The organism is Erwinia psychrophila, assembly GCF_039023475.1.
GTDB lineage: Bacteria > Pseudomonadota > Gammaproteobacteria > Enterobacterales > Enterobacteriaceae > Erwinia.
In genome coordinates, this window is sequence record NZ_JBCHVB010000004.1 from 421,953 (window position 1) to 446,014 (window position 24,062).

Below are 24,062 nucleotides of genomic sequence, written 5' to 3' on the forward strand. Positions count from 1 at the left end.
TTTGTTTCAGTTAAAACGCAGTTGTGTTGAGAAAAATATCAATGTTCTTCAGATGCCATCGACAGATAGACAATCGTTAAGACCATGAAAATGAAAGCCTGCAACGAAATGATCAGGATGTGGAAAATGGCCCATGGCACATTCAGAACCCACTGTGACCACCACGGCAACAGGCCGGCAATCAGGATAAAAATCAATTCACCCGCGTACATGTTGCCGAACAGTCGCAGACCGAGAGAAACCGGTTTGGACAGCAGGCTCACACCTTCAAGGATCAGGTTGATCGGGATGAAAATGGGGTGATTGAAGGGTTGCAGAGTCAGCTCTTTAGTAAAGCCCCCAATGCCTTTCATCTTGATGCTGTAGAACAGAATCAAAATAAATACGCCAAGTGCCATTGAGAGCGTGATGTTCACGTCTGCAGAAGGCACCACACGCAACGCTGGCAGCCCAAACACATGCTCACCGATAAACGGCAGCAGGTCGATAGGCAGCAGGTCCATGAAGTTCATCAGGAAGACCCAGACGAAAATCGTCAGGGCCAGCGGTGCAATGACTTTGCTTTTGCCGTGATACATGTCGCGCACGTTGCTATCGACAAAACCGACAACCAGCTCAATCGCGGCCTGAAGCTTGCCTGGTACGCCACTGGTCGCTGATTTCGCTACTTTGCGAAACAGCACCAGGAACGCCAGTCCCAGCACCACAGAGAAAAACATGGAGTCGATATTTAATAACCAGAACGTCGCCGGAGCGTCGTGCGGATTCACTAGCTCGAAGGTACGCAGGTCGATCTGAAGATGCGTCAGATGGTGACCTATGTATTCCTGCGGCGTAGAGATTTCTCCTGCAGCCATGATGCCTCTTACCCTTTGTTGTTAATTACAGCCGGGGCGACAATTTGCACAATCACCACCGATAACCAGGCCAGTCCGAGCGGCATAAAAACCGCTTTAAACACCGCCAGCGCCATGATAAGCAGGAGAATGGTGGTCAGAACCTTCAGCACTTCACCCAGTGCGAAACTCCATGCCACGCGGCCCTTAACCGGGTCTCCTGCCTGATGGCGCCAGGCAAAAATCATAAACAATACATTTGGCAGCCAGGCTGCCATTCCACCCGCAAGCGCGGACAAGCCCCAGGTCAACTCTTTCAAGGCAAACAGCGCACCGATTACGACAAAGGTCACCAGCTGAAGAAGCAGCACGGTTCGGGCAAATTTCACTCTGTAAAGGGACACTGACATGACGCTGAAACTCTCCTGCCCCGATAGGGGTATGTCGCGTGTCGTATAAAACTGCCTTTGCTCTTTTGAGTCAAGCAGCAAAAAACGAGCAAATTATACGGTGCGCCCCTGCAATTTCAATGGATAAGTAGCGAAAAGGTGAACAATTATTTAAATTTCTTTCCGCTGCGCGCTTTTTCATATTTGTCAGGAAGGGTAAAGCACACCAAATGTCCCTTTATTGGGGGTAAAGCTTGTTCATAAAGCGTGCGGAAGATCACAATTTAGTAATGTCGGCCGACGTATAACGCTAAGAATTATCTTAGATAATATAAATAAACTCAACTATTTATGATAACTATCAGTCAGTTAATTAATATAATTTACCGAAGCGCTCTTTCCTGCAATAAAAAACGCTTATTGACTTTATGATCCACTATTTCTTTTTATCGCTGATGCATTCCGGTCACGCGATAAAGACCCTATATTTTCCACAGTAATGAATTCTTTCGGCACCCGGCGGAAATTACGTGATATTTATGATGCCGTTTTGTGAAATTAACGTTAAATGTAACAGGGAATTTCCACCGGTTTCAGCCTGCTTTTTTAACCTTAACGAAACAACCTGCCCACTAAAAATTTGTGAAGAAAGTCACTCGAAAGCCTGGTTTTCAGACAATCTCCTTCGCCTCATTCCTGCTCCCCGGCAAGCCAGATCAAAATAGTCATCTGACTTAACTAAAATCCAGTCCCGAAAAGTACTTAGTAAGTGCAGGGCCTTTCGACTATTCCATGATTTTGCCTGGCAACACAGCATAAATCCTCGCCATTATGTCTCGCTATAAGAGGAGGCCTGGAGTGACTATTGCCCTTATTTTGCTCCCTTAAGGATAACCAGATGCCGCTCGCCTTCCAGTTGAGGAACGGATAAACGTACCACCCGATCCAGGCTGAAACCCGCCGGTAAAGCAGCGATTTCCGCCTCTGGTACTACTCCTTTAAGAGCATAAAACCGCCCTTCCCCACCGGGCAGATGGTGACACCAGTTCAGCATATCATTCAGAGAAGCGAAAGCACGGCTGATTACGCCATCAAACGGCGGCTCGGCAGGCCAGTCTTCCACGCGGCTCTGTACCGGTTCAATATTGCCCAGCTTCAGCTCATGCTGTACCTGCTTCAGGAAGCGGACACGCTTGCCCAGGCTGTCCAGCAGTGTGAAATGAGCATCCGGGCGGACAATTGCCAGCGGCACGCCAGGAAGGCCAGGCCCGGTGCCGACGTCAATGAAACGGCTTCCGTGCAGATGAGGTTCAACAACGATACTGTCCATTATATGGCGAACCAGCATTTGCTCTGGCTCGCGTACGGAAGTCAGGTTATAGGCCTTGTTCCATTTATGCAGCATCTCCACGTAACCAACCAGCTGCTGTTTTTGCTGATCGGACAGGGTAATCTGGGCGGCGTTGAGCAGCGATGAGAGTTTATTTATCACTAGGCGGTCCACAAAATGAGGGTGAACGATTCACCCCGGTTTAACGCAACAGGTTTGCCGGGTGGGAAGGCCCCACCCGGTGCATCAGGCACTTTTACGCAGTAAACCCTGTTTTTTCAGATAGATCAACAGAATGGATATCGCCGCCGGGGTGATCCCGGAAATGCGCGAAGCCTGACCAATCGATCCCGGCTTATGGTCGTTCAGCTTGGCGATGGCCTCATTGGAAAGACCGCTGACCTGCTGATAATCCAGACCGGCAGGCAGAAGCGTATTCTCATTACGCAGCTGGCGATCGATCTCCTCCTGTTGACGGGCAATGTAACCTTCGTATTTTACCTGAATCTCAACCTGCTCGGCAGCCTGCGGATCGCTCAGCGCCGGGGCAAAGGTGCTTAACGTCATCAGCTGGGCATAAGTCATCTCAGGACGACGCAGCAGATCTTCCCCGCTGGCTTCTTTGGTCAGGGCGGCGCTCAGCACGCCGTTCACTTCCCCGACCTTTTCAGATTTCGGATGAACCCAGATATCCCGGAGGCGCTGGCGCTCCTGCTCAATGCTTTCCAGCTTCTCGTTAAAGCGCGCCCAGCGGGCGTCATCCACAAGACCAAGCTCACGGCCCGCTTCCGTCAGGCGCAGATCGGCATTGTCTTCACGCAGCATCAGGCGGTATTCCGCACGAGAGGTGAACATCCGGTAGGGTTCTTTGGTACCCAGCGTGCAGAGGTCATCGACCAGCACGCCCAGGTAGGCCTGATCGCGACGCGGCGCCCAGCTCTCTTTGTCCGCCGCCAGCCGCCCGGCATTGAGGCCAGCCAGCAGCCCCTGAGCAGCCGCTTCTTCATAGCCGGTAGTGCCGTTGATCTGTCCCGCAAAGAACAGCCCCTGAATAAATTTGCTTTCGAGCGTTGGCTTCAGGTCGCGGGGATCGAAGAAATCATACTCAATAGCGTAACCCGGCCGCACGATCTTCGCGTTTTCCAGACCTTTCATGGAACGCACGATCTGCATCTGTACGTCAAACGGCAGGCTGGTTGAAATACCGTTAGGGTAGATTTCATTGCTGGTCAGCCCTTCAGGCTCCAGGAAGATCTGGTGAGCGTTACGATCGGCAAACCGCATCACCTTATCTTCGATCGACGGGCAGTAGCGAGGGCCGATCCCTTCGATCACGCCGGCATACATCGGGCTGCGATCCAGATTTTCGCGGATCACCTGATGGGTCTGCTCGTTAGTGTAGGTGATGTAGCAAGGCACCTGCTGAGGATGCTGTGAAGCATTGCCCATAAACGAGAAAACCGGTGCCGGCGTGTCACCGTGCTGCGGCGCGAGCACGCTGAAATCGATGCTTCTGGCATCGATACGCGGAGGTGTTCCGGTTTTCAGGCGGCTGACGCGTAGTGGCAATTCCCGCAGACGCCGGGCAAGCGGTATGGAAGGGGGATCGCCAGCACGTCCGCCGCTGTAGTTGTCCATGCCGATATGAATTTTGCCATCGAGGAATGTTCCGACGGTCAGCACGACAGCTTTTGCCCGGAACTTGAGTCCCATCTGCGTAACTGCCCCAACGACGCGATCGTTTTCCACAATCAGATCCTCAACCGCCTGCTGGAAGATCATCAGGTTAGGCTGATTCTCCAGTACGGTACGGACTGCTTGTCGGTAAAGCACGCGATCTGCCTGAGCACGGGTTGCCCGTACTGCCGGCCCTTTGCTGGCGTTTAGTATCCTAAACTGGATACCCGCCTGGTCGATCGCATGCGCCATCAGCCCACCCAGTGCGTCCACTTCCTTAACCAGATGTCCTTTTCCGATACCACCGATCGCTGGATTACATGACATTTGTCCAAGCGTATCAATGTTATGGGTTAATAACAGGGTTTGCTGACCCATTCGGGCAGCCGCCAGCGCGGCTTCGGTACCCGCATGACCACCACCAATTACGATGACGTCAAAAGGATCTGGATAAAACATGGTACTGCACCTCGCGGTTTGGCGAATTGAGGAATTGCTGTTCGGGCCGTGGATTCTACTCAACTTTTCATCGAGTGGGAAACCTCAGGTCCCGGTACGTTATTAAAAAGAAGATCTTTTTATTTAGAGATCTCTTTACTAGATCTTCTATTAGGATCGACGATCTCTGTGGATAAGCCTTTTTTACTGATAATGATCATCAGCTTATCAGGGATCGTTTGCTGTGAAAGATCGGTGATCCTGTGGCGTATAAGCTGGGATCAAAATGGCATGTTATGCACAGGCTATGGTCGGTACTCGAGTTGTTCTTGGGATAACAACCGGTTATCACCGGGTATTGAGCTTAGTTATCCACAGTTGATCGCTAAAAAAACGCACGATTTGGGTCTTTATTTACAAAACTCCGCACGTTTTTTTGATCGCTGGGGGTCTTTTGACTGAGATCCGCAGGCAGGATCGTCAGTTCAGTAACTTTTTCCAGCTCAGGATCCACTCTTCCGCGGGATCTTCAGGGATCTCATGTTCGAGGATATCGATATCCAGACGATCGCCAAGCCGTTTTGCTCCGCAGGCGGTCAGCAGCACATCCATTTTTTCAATGGCACCGCAGAAAAGATCGTACTCACGATTACCGATACCGACTGCGCCATAGCGAACCTGACTCAAATCAGGCCGGGTTTCCGTTAACTGATCGAACAGCGGCTGTAGATTATCTGGCAGATCGCCCGCGCCATGCGTGGAGGTGACCACCAGCCAGGTACCCACCAGCGGCAGCGCTTCCAGCTCCGGCCCGTGCAGTATCTCAGCGGAGAGGCCCTCTTCTTCTAACTTCTCAGCCAGATGTTCAGCAACATACTCCGCGCTGCCTAAGGTACTGCCGGTAATAAAGGTTACATCAGCCATAGAGGGATCCCTGTCGTGCAAAGGCGGTTATTGTACGCTGTGATCAGGCTGGGATCTACCTGTGGAAAAATGGGGTTTTTATGCAGAACCTCAGGCGGGCTTGCTTCTGTTACTTCTGGCAGCGCCCGTGCCACACAGCGGTTAAAGCGGCGTATGGCCGCTATATGCAGGTCGGGTCAGGGATGACAGCGGCGCTTACAGTGCGTTTAGTCACGGAATTAAACAGGGAAACTGGCTGTGGATAATTTTGTGCACAGATCAGGGCTTGATCGTACGCATGATCGGGTTCTGGAGGGAGATCAGCGTTTCCGTTGACTGTATTTCATCAATGGTCTGGATCTTGTTGATCAATACTTGTTGAAGCGCATCTATAGAGCGGCACATCACCTTAATAAAGATGCTGTAGTGACCCGTGGTGTACCAGGCTTCCACCACTTCATCAAGCGCATCCAGTTTTGCCAGCGCGGCAGGATAATCCCGGGCGCTTTTGAGGATAATCCCGATAAAGCAGCAGACATCGTAGCCAAGCTGTCGTGGGTCCACCTCCACGCGGGTCCCTTTGATGATCCCCGCCTGCTTCATCTTCTCCACCCTGACGTGGATAGTGCCAGGGCTGACGTTAAACTGCTTGGCCAGCTCGGCATAGGCCGTACGGGCGTTCTCCATCAGGGCATTCAGGATACCGCGATCCAGGTTATCAATTTGCTGGTTATCTGCCACAGTGGCTCCAGGGTTAACGATTTAACAGAATATGGGTGATTAATGTGGGGGAAATGAAGGGAAGTGGCAATAATCTTGTGGAATAAACAACGGGCACTCGCGTGCCCGCTGGAGATCGGACACTAACGCTTACGCCAGACCGTCAGCTGGGCGACGGTGTGCTGGAATTTACGGGCCGTTTCACGGATAACAAAAGGCACATCCTGCGGCGGGGCGGCCTCTTCGAATTCGGCTGACAGAAGGCGCTGCAGGGCCTGATAAGTCGTCAGCGCTTCGCCATTCTCGCGAATGCCGCCCAGCCAGTTCTCCTTGGGCGTATACTCTTCCAGCCAGGTGTAGGGGGAAGAGAGCAGCAGAATACCGCCCGGCCGCAGCATTTTTGTTACGTCCCGCAGGAAGCGCTCAGGCAGCCGCAGGCGATCGATAAGGTTCGACGCCAGCACCAGATCATAGCGTTCCGGCTGAGGTTTTAGATTACAGGCATCACCCTGTAAAAACTGGATACGGCTCGCCTGCGCTGGCAGAAGATCGAACTCCTTCAGGCGGACCTGATGATATTCAACCAAATCGCCCTCTTCCTGAGTGACGTAACGGAAATCTTCACCCCGGGTGAGCTGGAGCGCGACGTCAATAAAGCGGGCGGAGTAATCCATACCTACCACCTCATCAAAATGGCGTGCCAGTTCAAAACTGGCTCGTCCCGTCGCACAGCCGATATCCAGCGCCCTGCCGCGTTCAGTGGTCATCCCGCAGGCAATATCCACCAGCGTTTTGGCATAGTTCTGCGTGCCGAAATAGCTGGGGCCATACTGAAAATCCAGATACTGCGACACCATGCTGTCGGTTTCATAAGGGTTGGCCTGCATCTTCTCTTTATGGCTGGAGACCACATAGCGAAAGCCGGCATGCTGGAAAAAGTGGCGGCGGAAGGCATAGCGGGCGGACTTCAGCGCCTCATTGCCGGTTGAGATCCAGCTACCGCCTTTTATCAGGGCGTGTTTTCCGTCAAAGGTAGGCGTGGAAAAATCGTCATAGAGCGGATGAACTTTAAACCCTTCCAGTCCGTTAACCGGTGTGGTTGTCCACTGCCAGACGTTGCCAATCAGATCGAAAAAATCGCCATGGGCAAAGCGATCCACCGGACAGGAGGAGGCCCACCAGGCAAGGTTTATGTTACCCGGTGCCACATCCCACTCCGGCTGATCGCCTTCGACCTGTTCGCGCAGCAGAAGCCATTCCGCTTCGCTGGGAAGCTGCACGGACTTGCCGGTACTCTCCGCCTTCCAGCGACAGAACGCGGCGGCTTCGAGCTGATTAACTTCCACCGGCCAGTCCCACGGCATCGCCACTTCTTCAGTCATCAGGCGCAGCTTCAGCTCCTCCGGCCTGTCAGCGGAACCTCGCCAGAACGTCGGCATAGTGGCGGCGGCAAAGTTACGCCAGCCGAGCCCTTCCTCATCCCACCAGCGCTTATCGTGATAGCCGCCTGCCGCGACAAATTCAAAAAATTCCGCATTGCTGGCCAGCATCTGGCTCGCTTCGAACGGGCCAACGTCCAGGCTCAGCGTACCGTATTCGTTATCCCAGCCGTAGGTGTCATCGGTTTTGCCCTGCTTCAGGCGCGCACCAGCAACGGAAAGCAGCTTGTTTGGCGGGACGGTCGAACGGTCGCGCCGCGCGTCCGGACAGACAGGCCACTGCGGTTGCGGCTTAACCCACTCTATCGGCAGCTGACGGATCAGCACGCTGGAGGTTTCCAGATGGATACGTTCGTGTTCGATCCCCATCAGGATCACCCAGGCCGGGCTGTCCCACTGGATCGGCAGCGAAAGCGGCATCTCTTTAATAAAGTTCTCGACCAGCAAACGGACGCTGCCGCGATAGTCGCGCACTGCCGCCAGGCTGGGCCACGGGTAATGGCTGTTATCGAGATCGTCCCAGCTCATCTCATCCACGCCGATTGCCATCATCGCTTCGAGATCGTCATTAACCCGCTCTGCTATCAGGCCACCAGCCATCAGCTTGTTGATATAAAACGTGGCGGTATGACCAAAGTAGAAAATAAGCGGGTGGCGTAGCGGGATCGCTTTTGTGTAATAAGCCTGTTCGTCGGTCAGACAGTCGAACAACCTTTCGTAAAGCGTCCATGTCTTAGTGAAGTAATCGAGAATTTCCTGGCGTTTTTGCTCTGCGCTGCCGCTGCTTAATAGCGGCATGCGGGTTGGTGTGGGAAGCCCTGATGTCGGAGTCTGTTTTTGTGATGTCACGTGATGTTCCCAATCTGCCTGTTGGTTAAAGCGTAAACGTGACTATAGCAAATGCCTGTTACCGCAATGAGCGATTAGCGCTGCCAGCGCCGGAGCAGACGGCTTTTCAGCCCGGTATCGAAGCGCCAGATAAGATCAAAGATGCGCATGATGCCCGGTTTTCCATGGTCGGATAGCGCAACCGCATGAAATCGCTGGTTTTGCTGCTGCTGATGCTGTTTGACGCGCTTTACCAGCTCTTCAGGCAGCCGCTGCGCGATAAAATCAGAAATGATTACCGCATCGGCTTCCTTCCAGACCGGGGTGGTGAGCTTGATCAGCACGGCATCCAGGCAGGCGGCCAGATCGGTACCGCCGCGAAAGCGCTGGCTGAGAAAACGGATAGCCTGAGCTATGCCGTCTCCCGCCGTCAGCTCATAGCTGATGACTTCGTGAGCAAACAGCATGATATGGCAGCGACGATTCTCTGCGAGCGCAACCTTTAACAGGGCGAGGCAGAACGCTTTGGCACAGCGTTCGTTGAACCCACCCATGGAGCCGGACGTATCCACGCAGACGATAAAGGGCCCCCGGGGCTGCTGGTCGTGCTGCTGGTGGGCGACAGGACGCTGCGTGATTTTTTCATGCCAGGCATCGCCCTGAAGGCGGTAAGTGAGCAGCCGCTTTTCGACCAGCCGCCGGTAAAACTCCAGCTCCAGTTCGCTGATGCCGAGCATGACCAGCTCCGGTGGCAGAAGGCGAAGAATATCGTCGCTCTGATGCAGCCCGCTGACCTCTTCCGGCACACCGGAGGGTTCCCTGACCTGATGATGGAATACCTCAAGCGGCGCCTCCTCCGCAGGAACAGCCTTAGCTTCACGGCTGCGTCCAAGCTGCTCTGCCAGCTTCATCAGCGAAGGCTGCCCGGCCAGAAAGTCGCCATACTCGACGATCAGCTGATAATCACCGCGCTGGAGAGGGGTGCGGGTGAGATCCCACAGGCGTCCTGCGGCGGCCTCATCGCTGTCGGAGAGAACCGGCGCCAGCTGCCCGCTCATCGCCATACGCTGCTGCAATTCTGCCAGCAGTTTTTCCCGCTCCTCATCCAGGAGCTGCTGATTCAGCGTCAGGGTTTGCAGCGTCAGGCTGAGACGCCAGCGCTGAAGAAAAAGCGTTTGCTGCGGCTGGCTCAGTAAATCCGCTGCCCCGGCGTGAGCGACCAGCGTGCGGGCTTTCTCTGCGAAGGGGGAAGTATGTTGCTCAAGCCAGTCGAGTAGTTCGGGCAACTGCTGGCAAAAATGCGCGTGGCTGAGCAGCTGGAAACGCTGGAAGCGGGAGAACTCCTCCGCCAGCTTCCCCGGCACGGCCGTGTTCTTCATCTGCTCCATCACACCCGCTTTCCATTTGGGCAGATCGCGCATCATGGCCTTTTTCAGGCCGGGAAACTTTTCAAAAAAAAGCGCCAGCTGCGGGCTGGCTAGCAGGGCTATAGCCAGTTCCTCGATCAGATCGTTTTCGCTGATGGCAAGGAACATGCTGAGCGTTTCAAGCGAAATCACCGCCGCGCCTGCTGCAGTCCATCAGCAACCTGCTGCAAGCTTTCCTCGATTCTGGCCAGCCAGTCGTCGCTGATAAACAGGCAGCGCTGATGCTGACTGAACACCATGCGCTGGGCGCGAAGCTGGGTTTCGACCTCGTCGAGCGCCTGGACAATCTCTTCCGGCAGACCGCTGATTTCCTGCTTCCCCGGGAGCATCAGCCGTGAGGTTTGCAGGCTGGCATCGCGCAGCGTCAGGCAGTCATTGCCGTCCACATGCAGATCCAGCGTCTGGGCAAAGCCGATACCGTTGAGCTTGCCGCGCACGTCACCCCCTTTTTGCAACCAGTGTTGTACATCATCGCGTATAACAACCACGTGGGTAACCTGCATATCATGCAGCATCAGCGGTTTTTGCAGCATCAGCGTCAGGGCATCATCCGCCAGCGTTTCTGGCAGTTCATAATGCGGCTTACGGCTGAACATGCCGCCGTGCTTTTCCAGCCTGATGGCCAGCTCAACGCTTTTCTCCTGCTGGAGGGCCAGGCGGCGCGATGCTATCTGCTGAAGTTTGATCAGCATCGGCTGCTGCTGCCATGCCTGCTGGGTAATCAGGTTTTCGATTTCACGATCGAGCATCGACATTGAGGCGAGATCGTGCCACAGGCAGTCTTTCAACAGGATAAGATCAACGGGGGCGATGGTGTTGCGTCCACTGTAGAACGCGCAGGCCTGTAACAGATGAAGCGCTTTTTTCCAGCGGCGATCGGAGATGTAGGGTGCTTCCGGATGGTTTTCCAGCTGCTGTCGCAGCAGGAAGATAAGTTCAAACACCTCATCCGGCAGCGCAACTTGGGTAATTCCTTCCTGCCAGGCGCTATACTCTTCATCAGTGATGCACAGGTTATCCGCTACCGGATTGCTGTTCTCATCCTGCTGGTGGACCAGCATGCTGCGGAAGTTTTGTTTCTCATGAACATTATCGAGCCACAGGCGGATCAGCATACGGTCGTAGAGGGCCTCCAGCCCGCTATCGGCTTCGGGCAGTTCGTTAGAGGCGGCGATCAGCAGCCGCATCGGGATTTTCTCTTCGCTGTCGCCGTTACGGAAGCGGCGTTCATTAATCGCGGTAAGCAGCGTATTTAAAATAGCCGGGCCGGCTTTCCAGATCTCATCCAGAAAGACGATTTCAGCATCGGGCAGATACCCTTTGGTCAGCCGCTGATAGCGCCCTTCATCTTTTAACGCCTGGATAGAAAGCGGGCCGAAGACCTCTTCCGGGGTGGAGAAGCGGGTCATCAGATATTCGAAGGCGCGGGCGTGCTGAAAGGCGTATTTGAGGCGGCGGGCAATCAGGCTTTTTGCAATACCGGGCGGCCCGAGTAAAAAGACGCTCTCCCCGCTCAGCGCGGCCAGCAGGCAGAGACGGATCGCATGATGCCGCTCGTAAAGGCCTTTCTCCAGCGCATTGCTGAGGCGGGCGATCCTTTCCGCGATTAAATGGGGCTGGGGCATAATAAGGTCTCTTCCTCTTCTACGGTCAGGCCAGAGGGTAACTGGCGAGCGCAAACACTACTGGCTATGATGCTTGAAAGAGTTGATTAACGTCAGCTTTTTTCGTGTCAAAGGTTGACCTGGATCCTTGTCCTCCTTCCCCCAGACTAATTAAGGGTAGGCATCAGCAATGAATCATGCATACTGTGCGCTTTTTGATGGCCAGAGAGCCGGTACGCCATTCTGTACCAGCGGCCCCCAGCAAAAGACAAATCTATGAGTTCTGATAAGAAGCAGTCGCTCGGTACGGTAACCCTGGCGGCAATCGGCGTGGTGTATGGCGATATCGGTACCAGCCCGCTTTACACCCTGCGGGAATGCCTCTCCGGGCAGTTCGGCTTCGGCGTTGAACGCGATGCGGTTTACGGTTTTCTTTCGCTAATCTTCTGGCTGCTGATTCTGGTCGTTTCTCTTAAGTACATCAGCTACGTGATGCGCGCCGACAACGCCGGAGAAGGGGGAATTCTGACCCTGATGTCGCTGGCCGGTCGCCATACGGGATCGAGAGCCACGGCAATTCTGGTGATCATGGGGCTGACAGGCGGCAGCTTCTTTTACGGCGAGGTGGTCATCACGCCGGCCGTCTCGGTACTTTCGGCCATTGAAGGGCTGGAGATCGCCGCGCCCCATCTCGACGCCTGGATCGTCCCCCTTGCGATTGCCGTTTTGACGCTGCTGTTTATTATTCAGAAACACGGCACCGGCATTGTCGGCAAGCTGTTTGCGCCGGTTATGCTGCTGTGGTTTCTGGTACTGGCAGTGCTGGGCGCCCGCAGTATCCTGGCGAATCCCGACATATTGCATGCTCTTAATCCTTACTGGGCGATGCATTTTTTCATGGAATATAAGGAAGTCTCTTTCTTTGCGCTGGGGGCTGTGGTGCTGGCGATTACGGGCGTGGAAGCGCTCTATGCGGATATGGGGCACTTCGGTAAGATCCCGATCCGTCTGGCCTGGTTTGTGGTGGTCCTGCCTTCCCTGATTCTGAACTACTTCGGGCAGGGCGCGCTGCTGCTCAGACATCCCGAAGCGATTAAAAATCCGTTCTTCCTGCTGGCCCCCGAGTGGGCGCTAATCCCGATGCTGATGCTGGCAACGCTGGCCACCGTTATCGCCTCACAGGCCGTTATTTCAGGCGTCTTTTCGCTGACCCGCCAGGCGGTTCGCCTGGGTTATCTGCCGCCGATGCGCATCGTTCACACCTCAGAAGAGGAGTCCGGTCAGATTTATATTCCGGTGGTTAACTGGCTGCTCTATCTTTCCGTGGTGGTGGTTATTATCGCCTTCCAGCACTCCAGCAACCTGGCCGCCGCCTACGGCATTGCGGTTACCGGTACGATGGTGCTGACGGCGATCCTCTGTACCACCGTGGCGATAAAAAACTGGCACTGGAACCGCTATCTGGTATTGGGGATCCTGGCGGTAATGCTGTGTATCGACGTGTCGCTGTTCTCCGCGAACCTGGTCAAAGTGTTCTCCGGCGGCTGGCTGCCGCTCTGCCTTGCGCTGATGATGTTTATCGTGATGACGACCTGGAAAAGCGAGCGCTTCCGCCTGCTGCGTCGTATGCATGAACACGGTAATTCGCTTGACGCGATGATCGTCTCGCTGGAGAAATCTCCGCCAGTTCGCGTTCCCGGTACCGCCGTTTATATGTCGCGGGCGCTTAACGTTATTCCTTTTGCAATGCTGCATAATCTGAAGCATAACAAGGTGCTGCATGAGCGCGTCGTGCTGCTGACGCTGCGTAACGAAGATGCGCCCTACGTGCATAACATCCGGCGTGTGACGATTGAGCAACTCTCGCCGACCTTCTGGCGGGTAGTGGCGAGTTACGGCTGGCGGGAGACGCCCAATATGGAAGAGATCTTCCATCGCTGCGGGCTGGAAGGACTGAACTGCCGGATGATGGAAACCTCTTTCTTTATGTCCCATGAGTCGCTGATCATCGGCAAGCGTCCCTGGTATTTGCGGCTGCGCGGCAAGCTTTTCGTCACGCTGCAAAAGAACGCCCTGCGGGCGCCGGACCAGTTTGAAATTCCGCCTAACCGGGTGATTGAACTGGGTACCCAGGTTGAAATCTGACAAATTAAAGGGCCTGTGGCCCTTTAATTTACGCAGGCAGCGGGTTTACCAGCTTACCCTGACCACAAACCCGCCCTGCGCCGGCGCTTCAAAACTAACCTCCATAGCGTGCAGCCGGGCTATCTGGCTGACGATAGAGAGGCCAAGCCCGCTTCCCGACTTCTCCTGCCCCGGCGGGCGGTAGAAGCGTTCGCCGATACGTTCCAGCGCCTCCCGGCGCAGCCCATCACAAGAATTGATCACCTGAAACTGCCCTGGCCCAAGCGTTAGCTGCACCTCACCACCTGGCGGGCTGTAGCGAATGGCGTTATCCACCAGATTGCGTACCATCAGGGCCAGCAGTGTAGGTTGTCCCTGTCTGATCACGGGCTTATCAGGCGCATCAAGAGTGATATTTACCCCGTCGGCCTGCGCCTTTCCGTAATGATCGACCACCGATTGCTGGAGAAGCTGTTGCACATCGACGGGCTGCATCTCCAGGGATTTCTCCGCATCCAGCCTTGAGAGCGTCAGTAACTGATCCACCAGCCGGGTAGCGCGATCGATGCCGGTATCGAGATTGCTCAGCGCATGGCTTCGCATCGCTTCATCGTCATGCGCCAGCTGAGCCACCTCTGTCTGCACTTTCAGCGCGGCGAGCGGGCTTCGCAGTTCGTGGGCGGCATCAGAAGTAAATCGCCTTTCCCGGCTGAGCATCTCACCGATACGGGCGAACAGCGCGTTCAGTTCGTCCACCAGCGGACGCACCTCCTGAGGCAGACGACGCGTCGTCAGCGGCGTGCCATCCTCTGGCGAGCGTGCCCGGAGCTGGTGCGCAATTCGCTTCAGCGGCGCGAGTTCATGGGTGACGAGCCAGAGCAGCAGCAGCAGCATTAGCGGCAGCGCTATCAGCCAGGGAAACTGACTGGTTTGCACAATATCGCGGGTCATATCATCACGGTATTCCCACTCCTGACCTACGACGATAACGAACCTTTTATCCGGCGTGCTGAGCCAGACCATGCGCCACAGATCGTCATCGCCTCTTAACATGCCGTCGGTAAAGCCGTTACCCGTAGAGTCGAAAATGAAATCTTTCCCATTATCACCATCGTTCATCACCATTTTGCCGTCATGGGTGAAGACGGCGAAGGCCAGCGCGTCATCCTCCTGTTCGCCCCGATGGTGTCTGAGCAGCTGTTTTGTTTTGGGCAGCGTAAGCGGGTCGCGGCTTAACTGCTCCGGATTCATCGTCACCAGGCGTTTGGCAAAAAGCATCTGCTGCGTATCAAACAGTTCATTAATTTTGTGCTTTGTCTGCCACCAGGAACTCACGCTGGCGGTTCCCCAGCCGATCAGCGTCAGCAGAAGAAAACCCAGCATCAGGCGCAGCCGTAAACTCTGATGATTCAACTTGCCTCTCCCAGCGTATAGCCCACGCCATGCACCGTCCGGATAAACAGACTGCCCAGTTTTTTACGCAGATGATGGATATGCACTTCCACGGCGTTGCTGGAGACATCTTCCTCCCAGCCGTAAAGCTTCTCCTCAAGCTGCGCCCGGGTCAGCACGCGGCCGGGATTCATTAAAAACAGCGTCAGCAGCGCCAGCTCACGGGCTTTCAGCGCGACAATTTCGCCCTCCAGGGTGACCGTTTGCGATGCGGTTTCCATGACCAGCTTGCCGTGACGGAGGGTGGGCTGAAGCTGACCGTGACGGCGGCGGATCAGCGCCTGAAGGCGGGCAGCCACTTCGCTCAGGGCGAAAGGTTTACAGAGATAGTCGTCGGCCCCCAGCTGAAGGCCCGTTACCCGCTGCTCCAGCGCATCTCTTGCCGTCAGGATCAGCACAGGGATATCCTGCCCCTGCTGCCGCCAGTGACGTAATATATCCAGCCCGTCGATTTCAGGCAGACTCAGATCCAGCACCACGGCGTCATAGGCGGCTGCAGGCAAGGCGTGCATACCTTCATTGCCCTGCGTAAACCAGTCCACGCTGAATCCCATCTTATTCAGGCCGGCCCTGATGCCGTCACCGATCAGCCTGTCGTCCTCAATGACTAAAATGCGCATTGTATTTTCCTTATGTGGTTACTGGCTTTATACGAAACAGAACGCGGCGTTGTACAGCCTGGCGTGTTGGTTTTCTGGCATTTTCGACAATTCAGAGAAAAGGGATGCCGGGGCGGGTGCCTTTAAGATCCTCTTAAGATATTTATGCTGTAATTAAGGCTGAAAACCCCGAACTGCGCGGCATAGAGTGCCGCCTCTCCAGGAAAAAAGGTGAATGCGATGAAAAAGTATGCTGCTTTGTTAGCTGTTACTGCCCTGGTTTCCACACCGGTTCTCGCGGCTCAGAATGGAGGCTTTGTTGACCCGAACGCTCCAGCGGCCCAGGCACAGCAAGGTGGATTCAGTGGCCCTAACGGCACTGTAGCGACCATCAAGCAGGCACAGGATATGAAAGATGATGCCTGGGTTACGATGCGCGGGAGTATTGAAAAGCGTGTGGGGGATGAAGAATATATGTTCCGTGATGCGACCGGCACAATGACCGTCGAAATTGATGATAAGCGCTGGGACGGCCAGAAAATCTCTCCCTCCGACAGCGTGGAGCTTCAGGGCAAGCTGGATAAAGATTTTAACTCGATCGAACTTGATGTGAAGCAGATCAGAAAAGTACAGAAGTAAGCCTGACTGGCGGTAACAGGGTTGCCGCTAAAGAAAGCGCCACGGTATCGAGCAAGCCTCCTGCCGTGGCGTTTTTATGTCGCTTTCAGCCACGATAATCCTTTCCCACATGGCGTTACCTCTTCCCTAAGTCAAACCAGCGTCACCGGCAAGCGAAACGTTTCGATAACGATCACACTTCCATCAACAACTCATTGTTTTCACCTTAGCCGCAGATACACTCCCCGCTAGCGAAACGTTTCGCTCTGGAGTGAAAGATGAAAAAAGGCAGCTTACTGAATTCAGAAATTTCGGCCCTGGTTTCCCGCCTTGGGCATACCGACAATCTGGTGATTGGCGATGCAGGTTTGCCTGTTCCCGCCGGACCGCAGCGCATCGATCTGGCGCTGACTCAGGGTATCCCCACCTTTATGCAGGTGGTGAAAACGGTAACGGAAGAGATGCAGGTAGAAAGCGCCATCATCGCGGAAGAGATTAAGTCACACAATCCACAACTCCATAGCGAGCTGTTAGCCCTGCTCGATTTATTGCAACAGCACCAGGGAAACACCATTTCGATTCAGTACGTCAGCCACAGCGAATTCAAACAGCAAACCCAGCGCAGTCAGGGCGTGATCCGCAGCGGAGAATGCTCTCCCTACGCGAACGTTATCCTCTCCGCTGGCGTGACCTTTTGAGGCTCTATGCAACCTTTACTGCAACTGCAAGGCATTGAGAAATCCTTTCCCGGCGTAAAGGCGCTTTCAGGCGCCGCGCTGAACGTTTATCCCGGCCGCGTGATGGCGCTGGTGGGCGAAAACGGCGCCGGGAAATCCACCATGATGAAGGTGATGACGGGCATTTATGCGCGTGATGCCGGCTCGGTGAAATGGCTCGGGAATGAAACCTCATTCAGCGGACCAAAAGCGTCACAGGAAGCCGGTATCGGCATCATTCATCAGGAACTGAACCTGATCCCGCAGCTCACTATTGCGGAAAATATCTTTCTTGGCCGGGAATTTGTGAATGCGTTTGGCCGCATTCAGTGGAAGAAAATGCATGCCGAAGCTGACGTGTTGCTTAAACGGCTAAACCTGCGTTTCAACAGCCACAAGCTGGTGGGCGACCTCTCTATTGGCGATCAGCAGATGGTCGAAATCGCCAAAGTACTCAGCTATCAGTCCAAAGTGATTGTGATGGATGAGCCGACCGATGCGCTGACCGATACTGAAACGGCGTCGCTGTTTCGCGTGATCCGGGAACTGAAAGCGCAGGGATGCGGCATTGTCTACATCTCTCACCGTATGAAAGAAATATTTGAGATCTGCGATGACGTTACTATCTTCCGCGACGGTCAGTTTATTGCCGAGCGTGAGGTGGTCAGCCTCAGCGAGGACTCGCTGATTGAAATGATGGTGGGTCGTAAGCTGGAAGAGCAGTATCCGCGACTGGATAAAGCGCCTGGCGAGGTCCGCCTTCAGATCGAAAATCTCAGCGGTCCGGGCGTGGATAACGTCAGTTTTTCCCTGCGTAAAGGCGAAATCCTCGGCGTAGCCGGGCTGATGGGCGCTGGCCGCACCGAGTTGATGAAAGTCATCTACGGCGCCCTGCCGCGCAGCGCCGGACAGGTCCGCCTTGAGGGAAACGAACTCACTAACCGATCCCCTGAAGAAGGGCTGATGAACGGCATCGTCTATATCTCAGAGGACCGCAAGCGCGACGGGCTGGTGCTGGGGATGTCAGTGAAGGAGAACATGTCACTGACCGCGCTGGTCTATTTCAGCCACGGCGGCGGCAGGCTTAAGCACGCCGAAGAGCAGCTCGCCGTCAGCGACTTTATCAAACTGTTCAACGTCAAAACGCCCTCAATGGATCAGCCTATCGGGCTTCTCTCCGGTGGAAATCAGCAGAAGGTGGCCATCGCGCGCGGACTGATGACAAGACCCAAAGTGCTGATACTGGATGAGCCGACCCGCGGCGTGGACGTCGGCGCGAAAAAAGAAATTTATCAGTTAATCAATCAGTTTAAAGAAGAGGGGCTGAGCATCATTCTCGTCTCCTCGGAAATGCCGGAAGTGCTCGGCATGAGCGATCGCGTGCTGGTGATGCACGAAGGCCGCCTGAGTGGCGATTTCCCGATTGAACAGGCCACGCAGGAAGTATTGATGGCGGCGGCAGTAGGTAAGCAACATAGCGTGGAGCTGGCATCATGATGAACACCCCTTCCCTTCAGGCCAACCGTATTTTCAGTAAGGCCTGGCTGCTGGAGCAAAAATCGCTGATTGCACTGATCGTGCTTATCGCGATCGTCTCCAGCCTGAGTCCAAACTTTTTCACCCTGAACAATATGTTCAATATTCTCCAGCAGACTTCGGTTAACGCCATTATGGCGGTGGGCATGACGCTGGTCATTCTGACTTCCGGAATCGATCTTTCCGTCGGTTCCCTGCTGGCGCTGACCGGTGCGGTGGGCGCTTCGCTGGTTGGGATGGAAGTCAATGCGCTGGTGGCGGTGGCTGGATCGCTGGCGCTGGGCAGCCTGATCGGGGCACTTACCGGAACCATCGTGGCGATAGGAAAGGTTCAGGCCTTTATCGCCACGCTGGTGATGATGCTGCTCCTGCGCGGCGTGACTATGGTCTATACCGACGGCAGCCCGATAAGTACCGGCTTCAGTGATAACGCCGATCTGTTTGGCTGGTTTGGTATTGGCCGTCCGCTGGGTATCCCGACGCCAATCTGGCTGATGGGCTTCGTTTTCCTGCTGGCCTGGTACATGCTGCATCATACCCGCCTGGGGCGCTACATCTACGCGCTGGGCGGCAATGAAGCCGCAACCCGCCTCTCCGGCATCAGCGTTAACCGGGTAAAAATTATCGTTTACGCCCTCAGCGGCATGCTGGCCGCACTGGCCGGTACCATTGAGGTGGCGCGTCTTTCTTCAGCGCAGCCAACGGCAGGCACGGGCTATGAGCTTGATGCTATTGCCGCCGTGGTGCTGGGTGGTACCAGCCTGGCGGGTGGCAAAGGCAGAATTATGGGGACGCTGATTGGTGCGTTGATCCTCGGCTTTCTGAATAACGGCCTCAACCTGCTTGGTGTATCGTCTTACTACCAGATGATCGTGAAAGCTGCCGTCATTTTGCTGGCGGTGCTGGTAGATAACAAAAGCAGTAAATAACTCTCTCCCTACAGGAATAAGAAGATGAAAATGACAAAACTGACTGCACTTGCTGTTCTGCTCGGCGCAACCCTCAGCACCAACGCGCTGGCGAAAGAGACCATCGCGCTGGTGGTATCGACGCTGAATAACCCGTTCTTCGTTTCGTTAAAAGATGGCGCGCAGAAAGAAGCGGATAAGCTGGGCTACAACCTGGTGGTGCTGGATTCGCAGAATAACCCGGCGAAAGAGCTGGCTAACGTACAGGACCTGACCGTACGCGGCACCAAGCTGCTGCTGATCAATCCGACCGATTCCGATGCGGTAGGCAACGCAGTGAAAATGGCGAATCAGGCCGATATTCCTGTTATCACGCTCGACCGCGTTGCGGCTCAGGGAAAAGTGGTCAGCCATGTCGCCTCCGATAACCGCTTCGGTGGCAAAATGGCCGGTGACTTTATCGCGAAAAAAGTGGGCGATAACGCAAAAATCATTGAGCTTTCCGGCATTGCGGGAACGTCCGCTGCACGTGAGCGCGGCGAAGGTTTCAAATCTGCAGCGGATGCCCACAAATTCGCGATCCTCGCCAGCCAGCCTGCTGATTTCGACCGCACCAAAGGTCTGAATGTGATGCAGAACCTGCTGACTGCGCATCCTGACGTGCAGGCTGTCTTTGCACAGAACGACGAAATGGCGCTGGGCGCAATGCGCGCATTGCAAACTGCCGGCAAATCTGATGTGGTTGTCGTTGGCTTCGACGGTACCGCAGACGGCACCAAAGCCGTACAGGGTGGCAAACTGGCCGCTACTGTAGCGCAGCAGCCGGAGCAAATCGGCGTTATCGGCGTGCAAACGGCTGATAAAGTGCTGAAGGGCCAGAAAGTTCAGGCGATCAATCCGGTTGATCTGAAGCTGGTCACGCAATAACTCAAAGAAAAGCATGGCACGCGCCACCCTCTCCGGGTGGCGCCTTTTTCTGGACGATCCCCTATGAAGAAAACCGGTAAGCTGGCCGTTCTTGGCAGTATCAACGCAGACCATATCCTCAACCTGGCGCAGTTTCCCCGTCCGGGTGAAACGGTGATCGGTAAGCAGTATCAGGTCGCGTTTGGCGGCAAAGGCGCGAATCAGGCGGTGGCTGCCGGACGCAGCGGCGCGGATATCGCTTTTATAGCCTGTGTGGGTGAGGATGATATCGGGCAGCGTATTCGTCACCAGCTGGTGGAAGATCGCATCGACGTCACGTCAGTAGAGGTTGTTGCGGGCGAAACCACCGGCGTCGCGTTGATCTTTGTTAATGGCGAAGGTGAAAACTGTATTGCTATCCATGCTGGTGCCAACGCGGCGTTAACGCCTGCGCGGGTAGAGAAATATCAGCAGACCATTGCTGAAGCGGACGCCTTGCTGATGCAGCTGGAATCCCCGCTGGAAAGCGTGCTGGCGGCGGCAAAAATCGCACATCGTCATCAAACCCGCGTCATCCTTAATCCTGCACCAGCGCTGGCGCTCTCTGACGAGCTACTGGCGCTGGTTGATACGATCACCCCGAACGAAACGGAAGCCGAAATACTGACCGGCGTGCCGGTTGCCAGCGATGAGGATGCAGCCCGCGCGGCCGCCGTTCTGCACGCTAAAGGGATTGGCTGCGTGATGATCACGCTTGGCAGCCGGGGAGTCTGGCTTAGCGAGGAGGGGAAAGGTGAGCGCATAGCTGGTTTTCGCGTGGAGGCCGTTGATACCATCGCGGCGGGCGATACCTTTAACGGAGCGCTTATTACTGCGCTGCTTGAAGATAAACCTATGCCGGAAGCCATTCGCTTTGCCCATGCGGCTGCGGCGATTGCAGTGACGCGATATGGCGCTCAGCCTTCCGTGCCCTGGCGTGAAGAGATCGATCGTTTCTTGCAGCAGCAGGGGTAGCGCTTGGCCACTATGAAAGATGTCGCCCGTCTCGCGGGCGTATCGACCTCTACCGTTTCCCACGTCATCAATAACAATCGTTTTGTCAGCGAAGCGGTAAAAGAAAAAATCAATGCGGCGATCGCCGAGCTGAATTATGCGCCTTCAGCGCTGGCGCGCAGTCTGAAGCTCAATCAGACACGCACCATCGGAATGCTGCTGACGGCCAGCAGCAACCCATTCTATTCAGAAGTGGTGCGGGGCGTTGAGCGCTGCTGTTACGAACGAGGCTACAGCCTGATTTTATGCAATACCGAAGGTGACGAGCATCGCATGAACCGCAGTCTGGAAACGCTGCTTCAGAAGCGGGTCGATGGTCTTCTGATCATGTGTACGGAAAGTCACATCCCCTCTGCGGAAATCCTTAACCGCTATCCGACCATCCCTTCCGTCATGATGGACTGGTCGCCTTTTGAAGGTGATAGCGACATCATTCAGGATAACTCGCTGTTGGGCGGCGAAATGGCTACGCGTTATCTGATTGAACGCGGCTACCGGCGCATCGCCTGCATTGCCGGGCCGCAGGACAAAACGCCTGCCCGCCTGCGCCTTGAGGGGTTTCAGCAGGCAATGGCCCAGGCAAAGTTAGCGGTGCCGGCTCACTATATTGTGAGCGGCGACTTTGAGTTTCAGGGAGGCTATAACGCAATGAACCAGCTGCTGACGCTGAAGCCCCTTCCTGAGGCCGTCTTTACCAGCAATGATGCGATGGCCGTAGGCGTCTATCATGCGCTCTATCAGGCTGGCCTGTCCGTGCCGCAGGATATCGCCGTCGTGGGTTATGATGACATTGAGCTGGCGCGCTATATGACCCCGCCGCTGACCACCGTTCATCAGCCAAAGCATGAACTGGGCGAACTGGCGATTGATACGCTGATCCGCCGTCTGGCGAACCCCGGCGGCAGTCAGCAGCTGTTGGTGCTGACGCCTGAGCTGATTGAGCGCGGCTCCGTGAGCGGAAACTAGGCGCGTTTCTGACGCTTCTCTCTGTCGGTAATCAGATGACGTCCGTCCCCGGGCTTCAGCAACAGGAAGACCAGTCCTGAAATAACAGTGACCACACCCATGGTCAGGAAGGTGGCATGGAAGTGCTCAACTGTGGTGCCATCGAAATTATTGTAGAACCGCAGAACTGCCGCACTGACGGCCACGCCAAAGCTAATGGCTAACTGCTGCGTAACGGCCAGCATACTGTTCCCGCTGCTGGCATTTGCGTCATTCAGGTCGGCCAGCGTGATGGTATTCATGGCGGTAAACTGTGTGGACATCGCCATACCGAGAATAAACAGCGGCAATATCAGCAGCGCTAAGCCCATCGACGGCGACTGCAAAGCAAAGGAAGCGATCAGAACGCCAATAATGGCGCTTATGCCTACCAGCGTTTTCCGGTAGCCGAACCAGCGCAATACCTGCGTGACCGTCGACTTCGCGAGCAGCGATCCCATTGCGGTAGGTGCCATCATGCAGCCAGCCAGAATAGCGGAATAGCCGAATCCGACCTGGAGCATCAGTGGCATCAGAAAAGGGACGCAGCCGGTGCCAAGGCGCGAGGCGACGTTACCCAGGATACCGACGGAAAAGGTGCGGGTTTTAAACATCGGTAGCGGGATAAGCGGGGTGGAAGCACGGCGGGCATGCGCTATATAAAGAAGCAGCAGCAGGATCCCTCCGAGCGTGACGGCCAGCGCAAGGCTGCTCGTGACAATCCTTTCGCCGAAAAGCTCAATCCCGCTTGAAAGAAAAACCAGCCCAAACCCAAACAGTATAAAGCCCAGCAGATCGAAGCGGCGTTTAGGCGTGGTGAAGTCAGGCATATACTTTCTGGCGTAGAAGATGCCCAGAATCCCCATTGGAATATTTATCAGGAAGATCCAGTGCCAGGTTGCATAGGTCACCAGCACACCGCCCAGCATAGGACCCAGTATTGGCCCAACCAGGCCCGGCATGGTCACGAAGTTCAGCACGGGTAACAGTTCACTTCGCGGGTAGGCTCTCAGAAGGGCAAGCCTGGCGACAGGCATCATCATTGCGCCGCCAACCCCCTGTACGATTCTGAACACGACCAACATCGTCAGCGTGCCCGAGAGCGCACAGGCCAGCGAACCTAATGTGAAAAGGGAAACGGCGACAATGAACACCTTGCGTGTTCCGAAGCGATCCGCGAGCCAGCCACTGACTGGGATAAGTAAAGCCACGGTTAAGGTATAGCTGATGACGGCCGACTGCATAGCTAACGGGGAGCGGTTAAGGCTTTGTGCAATAGCGGGAAGAGCGGTGTTAAGTATGGTGGCATCCAGTGCCTGCATAAAGAAAGCCATAGCCGCAATCCACGGAAGTCCGGCCATACTGCGCGCGGATTTTATCATTGTGCATCCTTTTCTATAGAGAGTTGCTGTCGGCAAACGCTGCGATGGATACAGAATAGCATCCGGTATCAGCGTTTCGTGACAGGAAAAGCACGCTTTAATAGGGTTTCTGCCTGAAAACCAGGCGCATACTGCGCTCTTTTTCATCAATTGGTGAAAAAAGGAACGGTCGGTTATTTTTTTCTAAGAAAAG

The 24,062-nt window shown here is 55.0% G+C and carries 20 protein-coding genes; 8 read left to right on the top strand and 12 right to left on the bottom strand.

Annotated elements, in window-relative coordinates; translation table 11 throughout:
• Positions 1–38: 38 nt before the first annotated feature.
• From atpB to ravA, 9 genes are all read right to left on the bottom strand, one after another.
• Positions 39–857 carry a F0F1 ATP synthase subunit A gene (gene atpB, locus AAH446_RS13025; RefSeq protein WP_342907097.1) on the bottom strand — a complete coding sequence of 273 codons (819 nt, stop codon included), beginning with the start codon at positions 855–857 and terminating at the stop codon, positions 39–41.
• A gap of 8 nt (positions 858–865) precedes the next feature.
• The gene (atpI, locus tag AAH446_RS13030; RefSeq protein ID WP_342907098.1) at positions 866–1,246 is read right to left on the bottom strand and encodes a F0F1 ATP synthase subunit I; all 381 of its coding nucleotides are present in this window, start codon (positions 1,244–1,246) and stop codon (positions 866–868) included.
• A gap of 850 nt (positions 1,247–2,096) precedes the next feature.
• A complete protein-coding gene (gene rsmG / locus AAH446_RS13035) occupies positions 2,097–2,717 on the bottom strand; it encodes a 16S rRNA (guanine(527)-N(7))-methyltransferase RsmG (RefSeq protein ID WP_342907099.1) in 621 nt (206 codons plus the stop codon).
• 84 nt (positions 2,718–2,801) lie between these two features.
• Positions 2,802–4,691 carry a tRNA uridine-5-carboxymethylaminomethyl(34) synthesis enzyme MnmG gene (mnmG, locus tag AAH446_RS13040; RefSeq protein ID WP_342907100.1) on the bottom strand — a complete coding sequence of 630 codons (1,890 nt, stop codon included), beginning with the start codon at positions 4,689–4,691 and terminating at the stop codon, positions 2,802–2,804.
• Between the two features lie 459 nt (positions 4,692–5,150).
• Positions 5,151–5,594: an FMN-binding protein MioC gene (gene mioC, locus AAH446_RS13045; protein ID WP_342907101.1), complete on the bottom strand. Its 444-nt coding sequence runs from the start codon at positions 5,592–5,594 to the stop codon at positions 5,151–5,153.
• Positions 5,595–5,852: 258 nt separating this feature from the next.
• Complete coding sequence (asnC, locus tag AAH446_RS13050; protein ID WP_342907102.1) at positions 5,853–6,314, bottom strand: transcriptional regulator AsnC; 462 nt, start codon at positions 6,312–6,314, stop codon at positions 5,853–5,855.
• A gap of 122 nt (positions 6,315–6,436) precedes the next feature.
• The gene (gene ovoA, locus AAH446_RS13055) at positions 6,437–8,530 is read right to left on the bottom strand and encodes a 5-histidylcysteine sulfoxide synthase (protein ID WP_342907136.1); all 2,094 of its coding nucleotides are present in this window, start codon (positions 8,528–8,530) and stop codon (positions 6,437–6,439) included.
• Positions 8,531–8,655: 125 nt separating this feature from the next.
• Complete coding sequence (gene viaA / locus AAH446_RS13060; RefSeq protein ID WP_342907103.1) at positions 8,656–10,119, bottom strand: ATPase RavA stimulator ViaA; 1,464 nt, start codon at positions 10,117–10,119, stop codon at positions 8,656–8,658.
• Positions 10,116–11,612, bottom strand: coding sequence for an ATPase RavA (ravA, locus tag AAH446_RS13065; RefSeq protein WP_342907104.1), 1,497 nt, complete (start codon positions 11,610–11,612; stop codon positions 10,116–10,118). The genes viaA and ravA overlap by 4 nt, the downstream gene beginning before the upstream one ends.
• A gap of 255 nt (positions 11,613–11,867) precedes the next feature.
• Here ravA and kup point away from each other — a divergent pair, with 255 nt between their 5' ends.
• Positions 11,868–13,736 carry a low affinity potassium transporter Kup gene (gene kup / locus AAH446_RS13070; protein ID WP_342907105.1) on the top strand — a complete coding sequence of 623 codons (1,869 nt, stop codon included), beginning with the start codon at positions 11,868–11,870 and terminating at the stop codon, positions 13,734–13,736.
• A 45-nt stretch (positions 13,737–13,781) separates the two neighbouring features.
• Here the strand turns inward: kup and qseC are convergent, their stop codons facing one another.
• Both qseC and qseB read right to left on the bottom strand, forming a co-directional pair.
• On the bottom strand, positions 13,782–15,128 hold the full coding sequence (gene qseC, locus AAH446_RS13075; protein ID WP_342907106.1) for a quorum sensing histidine kinase QseC: 1,347 nt from the start codon (positions 15,126–15,128) through the stop codon (positions 13,782–13,784).
• Complete coding sequence (gene qseB, locus AAH446_RS13080) at positions 15,125–15,787, bottom strand: quorum sensing response regulator transcription factor QseB (protein WP_342907107.1); 663 nt, start codon at positions 15,785–15,787, stop codon at positions 15,125–15,127. The genes qseC and qseB overlap by 4 nt, the downstream gene beginning before the upstream one ends.
• 219 nt (positions 15,788–16,006) lie before the next feature.
• Between qseB and AAH446_RS13085 the strand changes: the two genes are divergently transcribed.
• The 7 genes from AAH446_RS13085 to rbsR all read left to right on the top strand — a co-directional run bounded on the left by AAH446_RS13085 (position 16,007) and on the right by rbsR (position 22,469).
• Positions 16,007–16,405 carry a YgiW/YdeI family stress tolerance OB fold protein gene (locus AAH446_RS13085; protein WP_342907108.1) on the top strand — a complete coding sequence of 133 codons (399 nt, stop codon included), beginning with the start codon at positions 16,007–16,009 and terminating at the stop codon, positions 16,403–16,405.
• Positions 16,406–16,662: 257 nt separating this feature from the next.
• Positions 16,663–17,082: a D-ribose pyranase gene (gene rbsD / locus AAH446_RS13090; protein WP_342907109.1), complete on the top strand. Its 420-nt coding sequence runs from the start codon at positions 16,663–16,665 to the stop codon at positions 17,080–17,082.
• Positions 17,083–17,088: 6 nt separating this feature from the next.
• A complete protein-coding gene (rbsA, locus tag AAH446_RS13095; protein WP_342907110.1) occupies positions 17,089–18,597 on the top strand; it encodes a ribose ABC transporter ATP-binding protein RbsA in 1,509 nt (502 codons plus the stop codon).
• A complete protein-coding gene (gene rbsC / locus AAH446_RS13100; protein WP_342907137.1) occupies positions 18,597–19,565 on the top strand; it encodes a ribose ABC transporter permease in 969 nt (322 codons plus the stop codon). The genes rbsA and rbsC overlap by 1 nt, the downstream gene beginning before the upstream one ends.
• Before the next feature lie 24 nt (positions 19,566–19,589).
• On the top strand, positions 19,590–20,471 hold the full coding sequence (gene rbsB / locus AAH446_RS13105) for a ribose ABC transporter substrate-binding protein RbsB (protein WP_463322808.1): 882 nt from the start codon (positions 19,590–19,592) through the stop codon (positions 20,469–20,471).
• A gap of 63 nt (positions 20,472–20,534) precedes the next feature.
• Positions 20,535–21,464 (top strand): ribokinase, encoded by a 930-nt coding sequence (gene rbsK / locus AAH446_RS13110; RefSeq protein WP_342907111.1) that lies wholly within the window; start codon positions 20,535–20,537, stop codon positions 21,462–21,464.
• 3 nt (positions 21,465–21,467) lie between these two features.
• A complete protein-coding gene (gene rbsR / locus AAH446_RS13115) occupies positions 21,468–22,469 on the top strand; it encodes a ribose operon transcriptional repressor RbsR (RefSeq protein ID WP_463322809.1) in 1,002 nt (333 codons plus the stop codon).
• Here rbsR and mdtD read toward each other — a convergent pair.
• Positions 22,466–23,869 carry a multidrug transporter subunit MdtD gene (gene mdtD, locus AAH446_RS13120; RefSeq protein ID WP_342907112.1) on the bottom strand — a complete coding sequence of 468 codons (1,404 nt, stop codon included), beginning with the start codon at positions 23,867–23,869 and terminating at the stop codon, positions 22,466–22,468. The two genes, rbsR and mdtD, sit on opposite strands and share 4 nt — an antisense overlap.
• Positions 23,870–24,062: the final 193 nt, after the last annotated feature.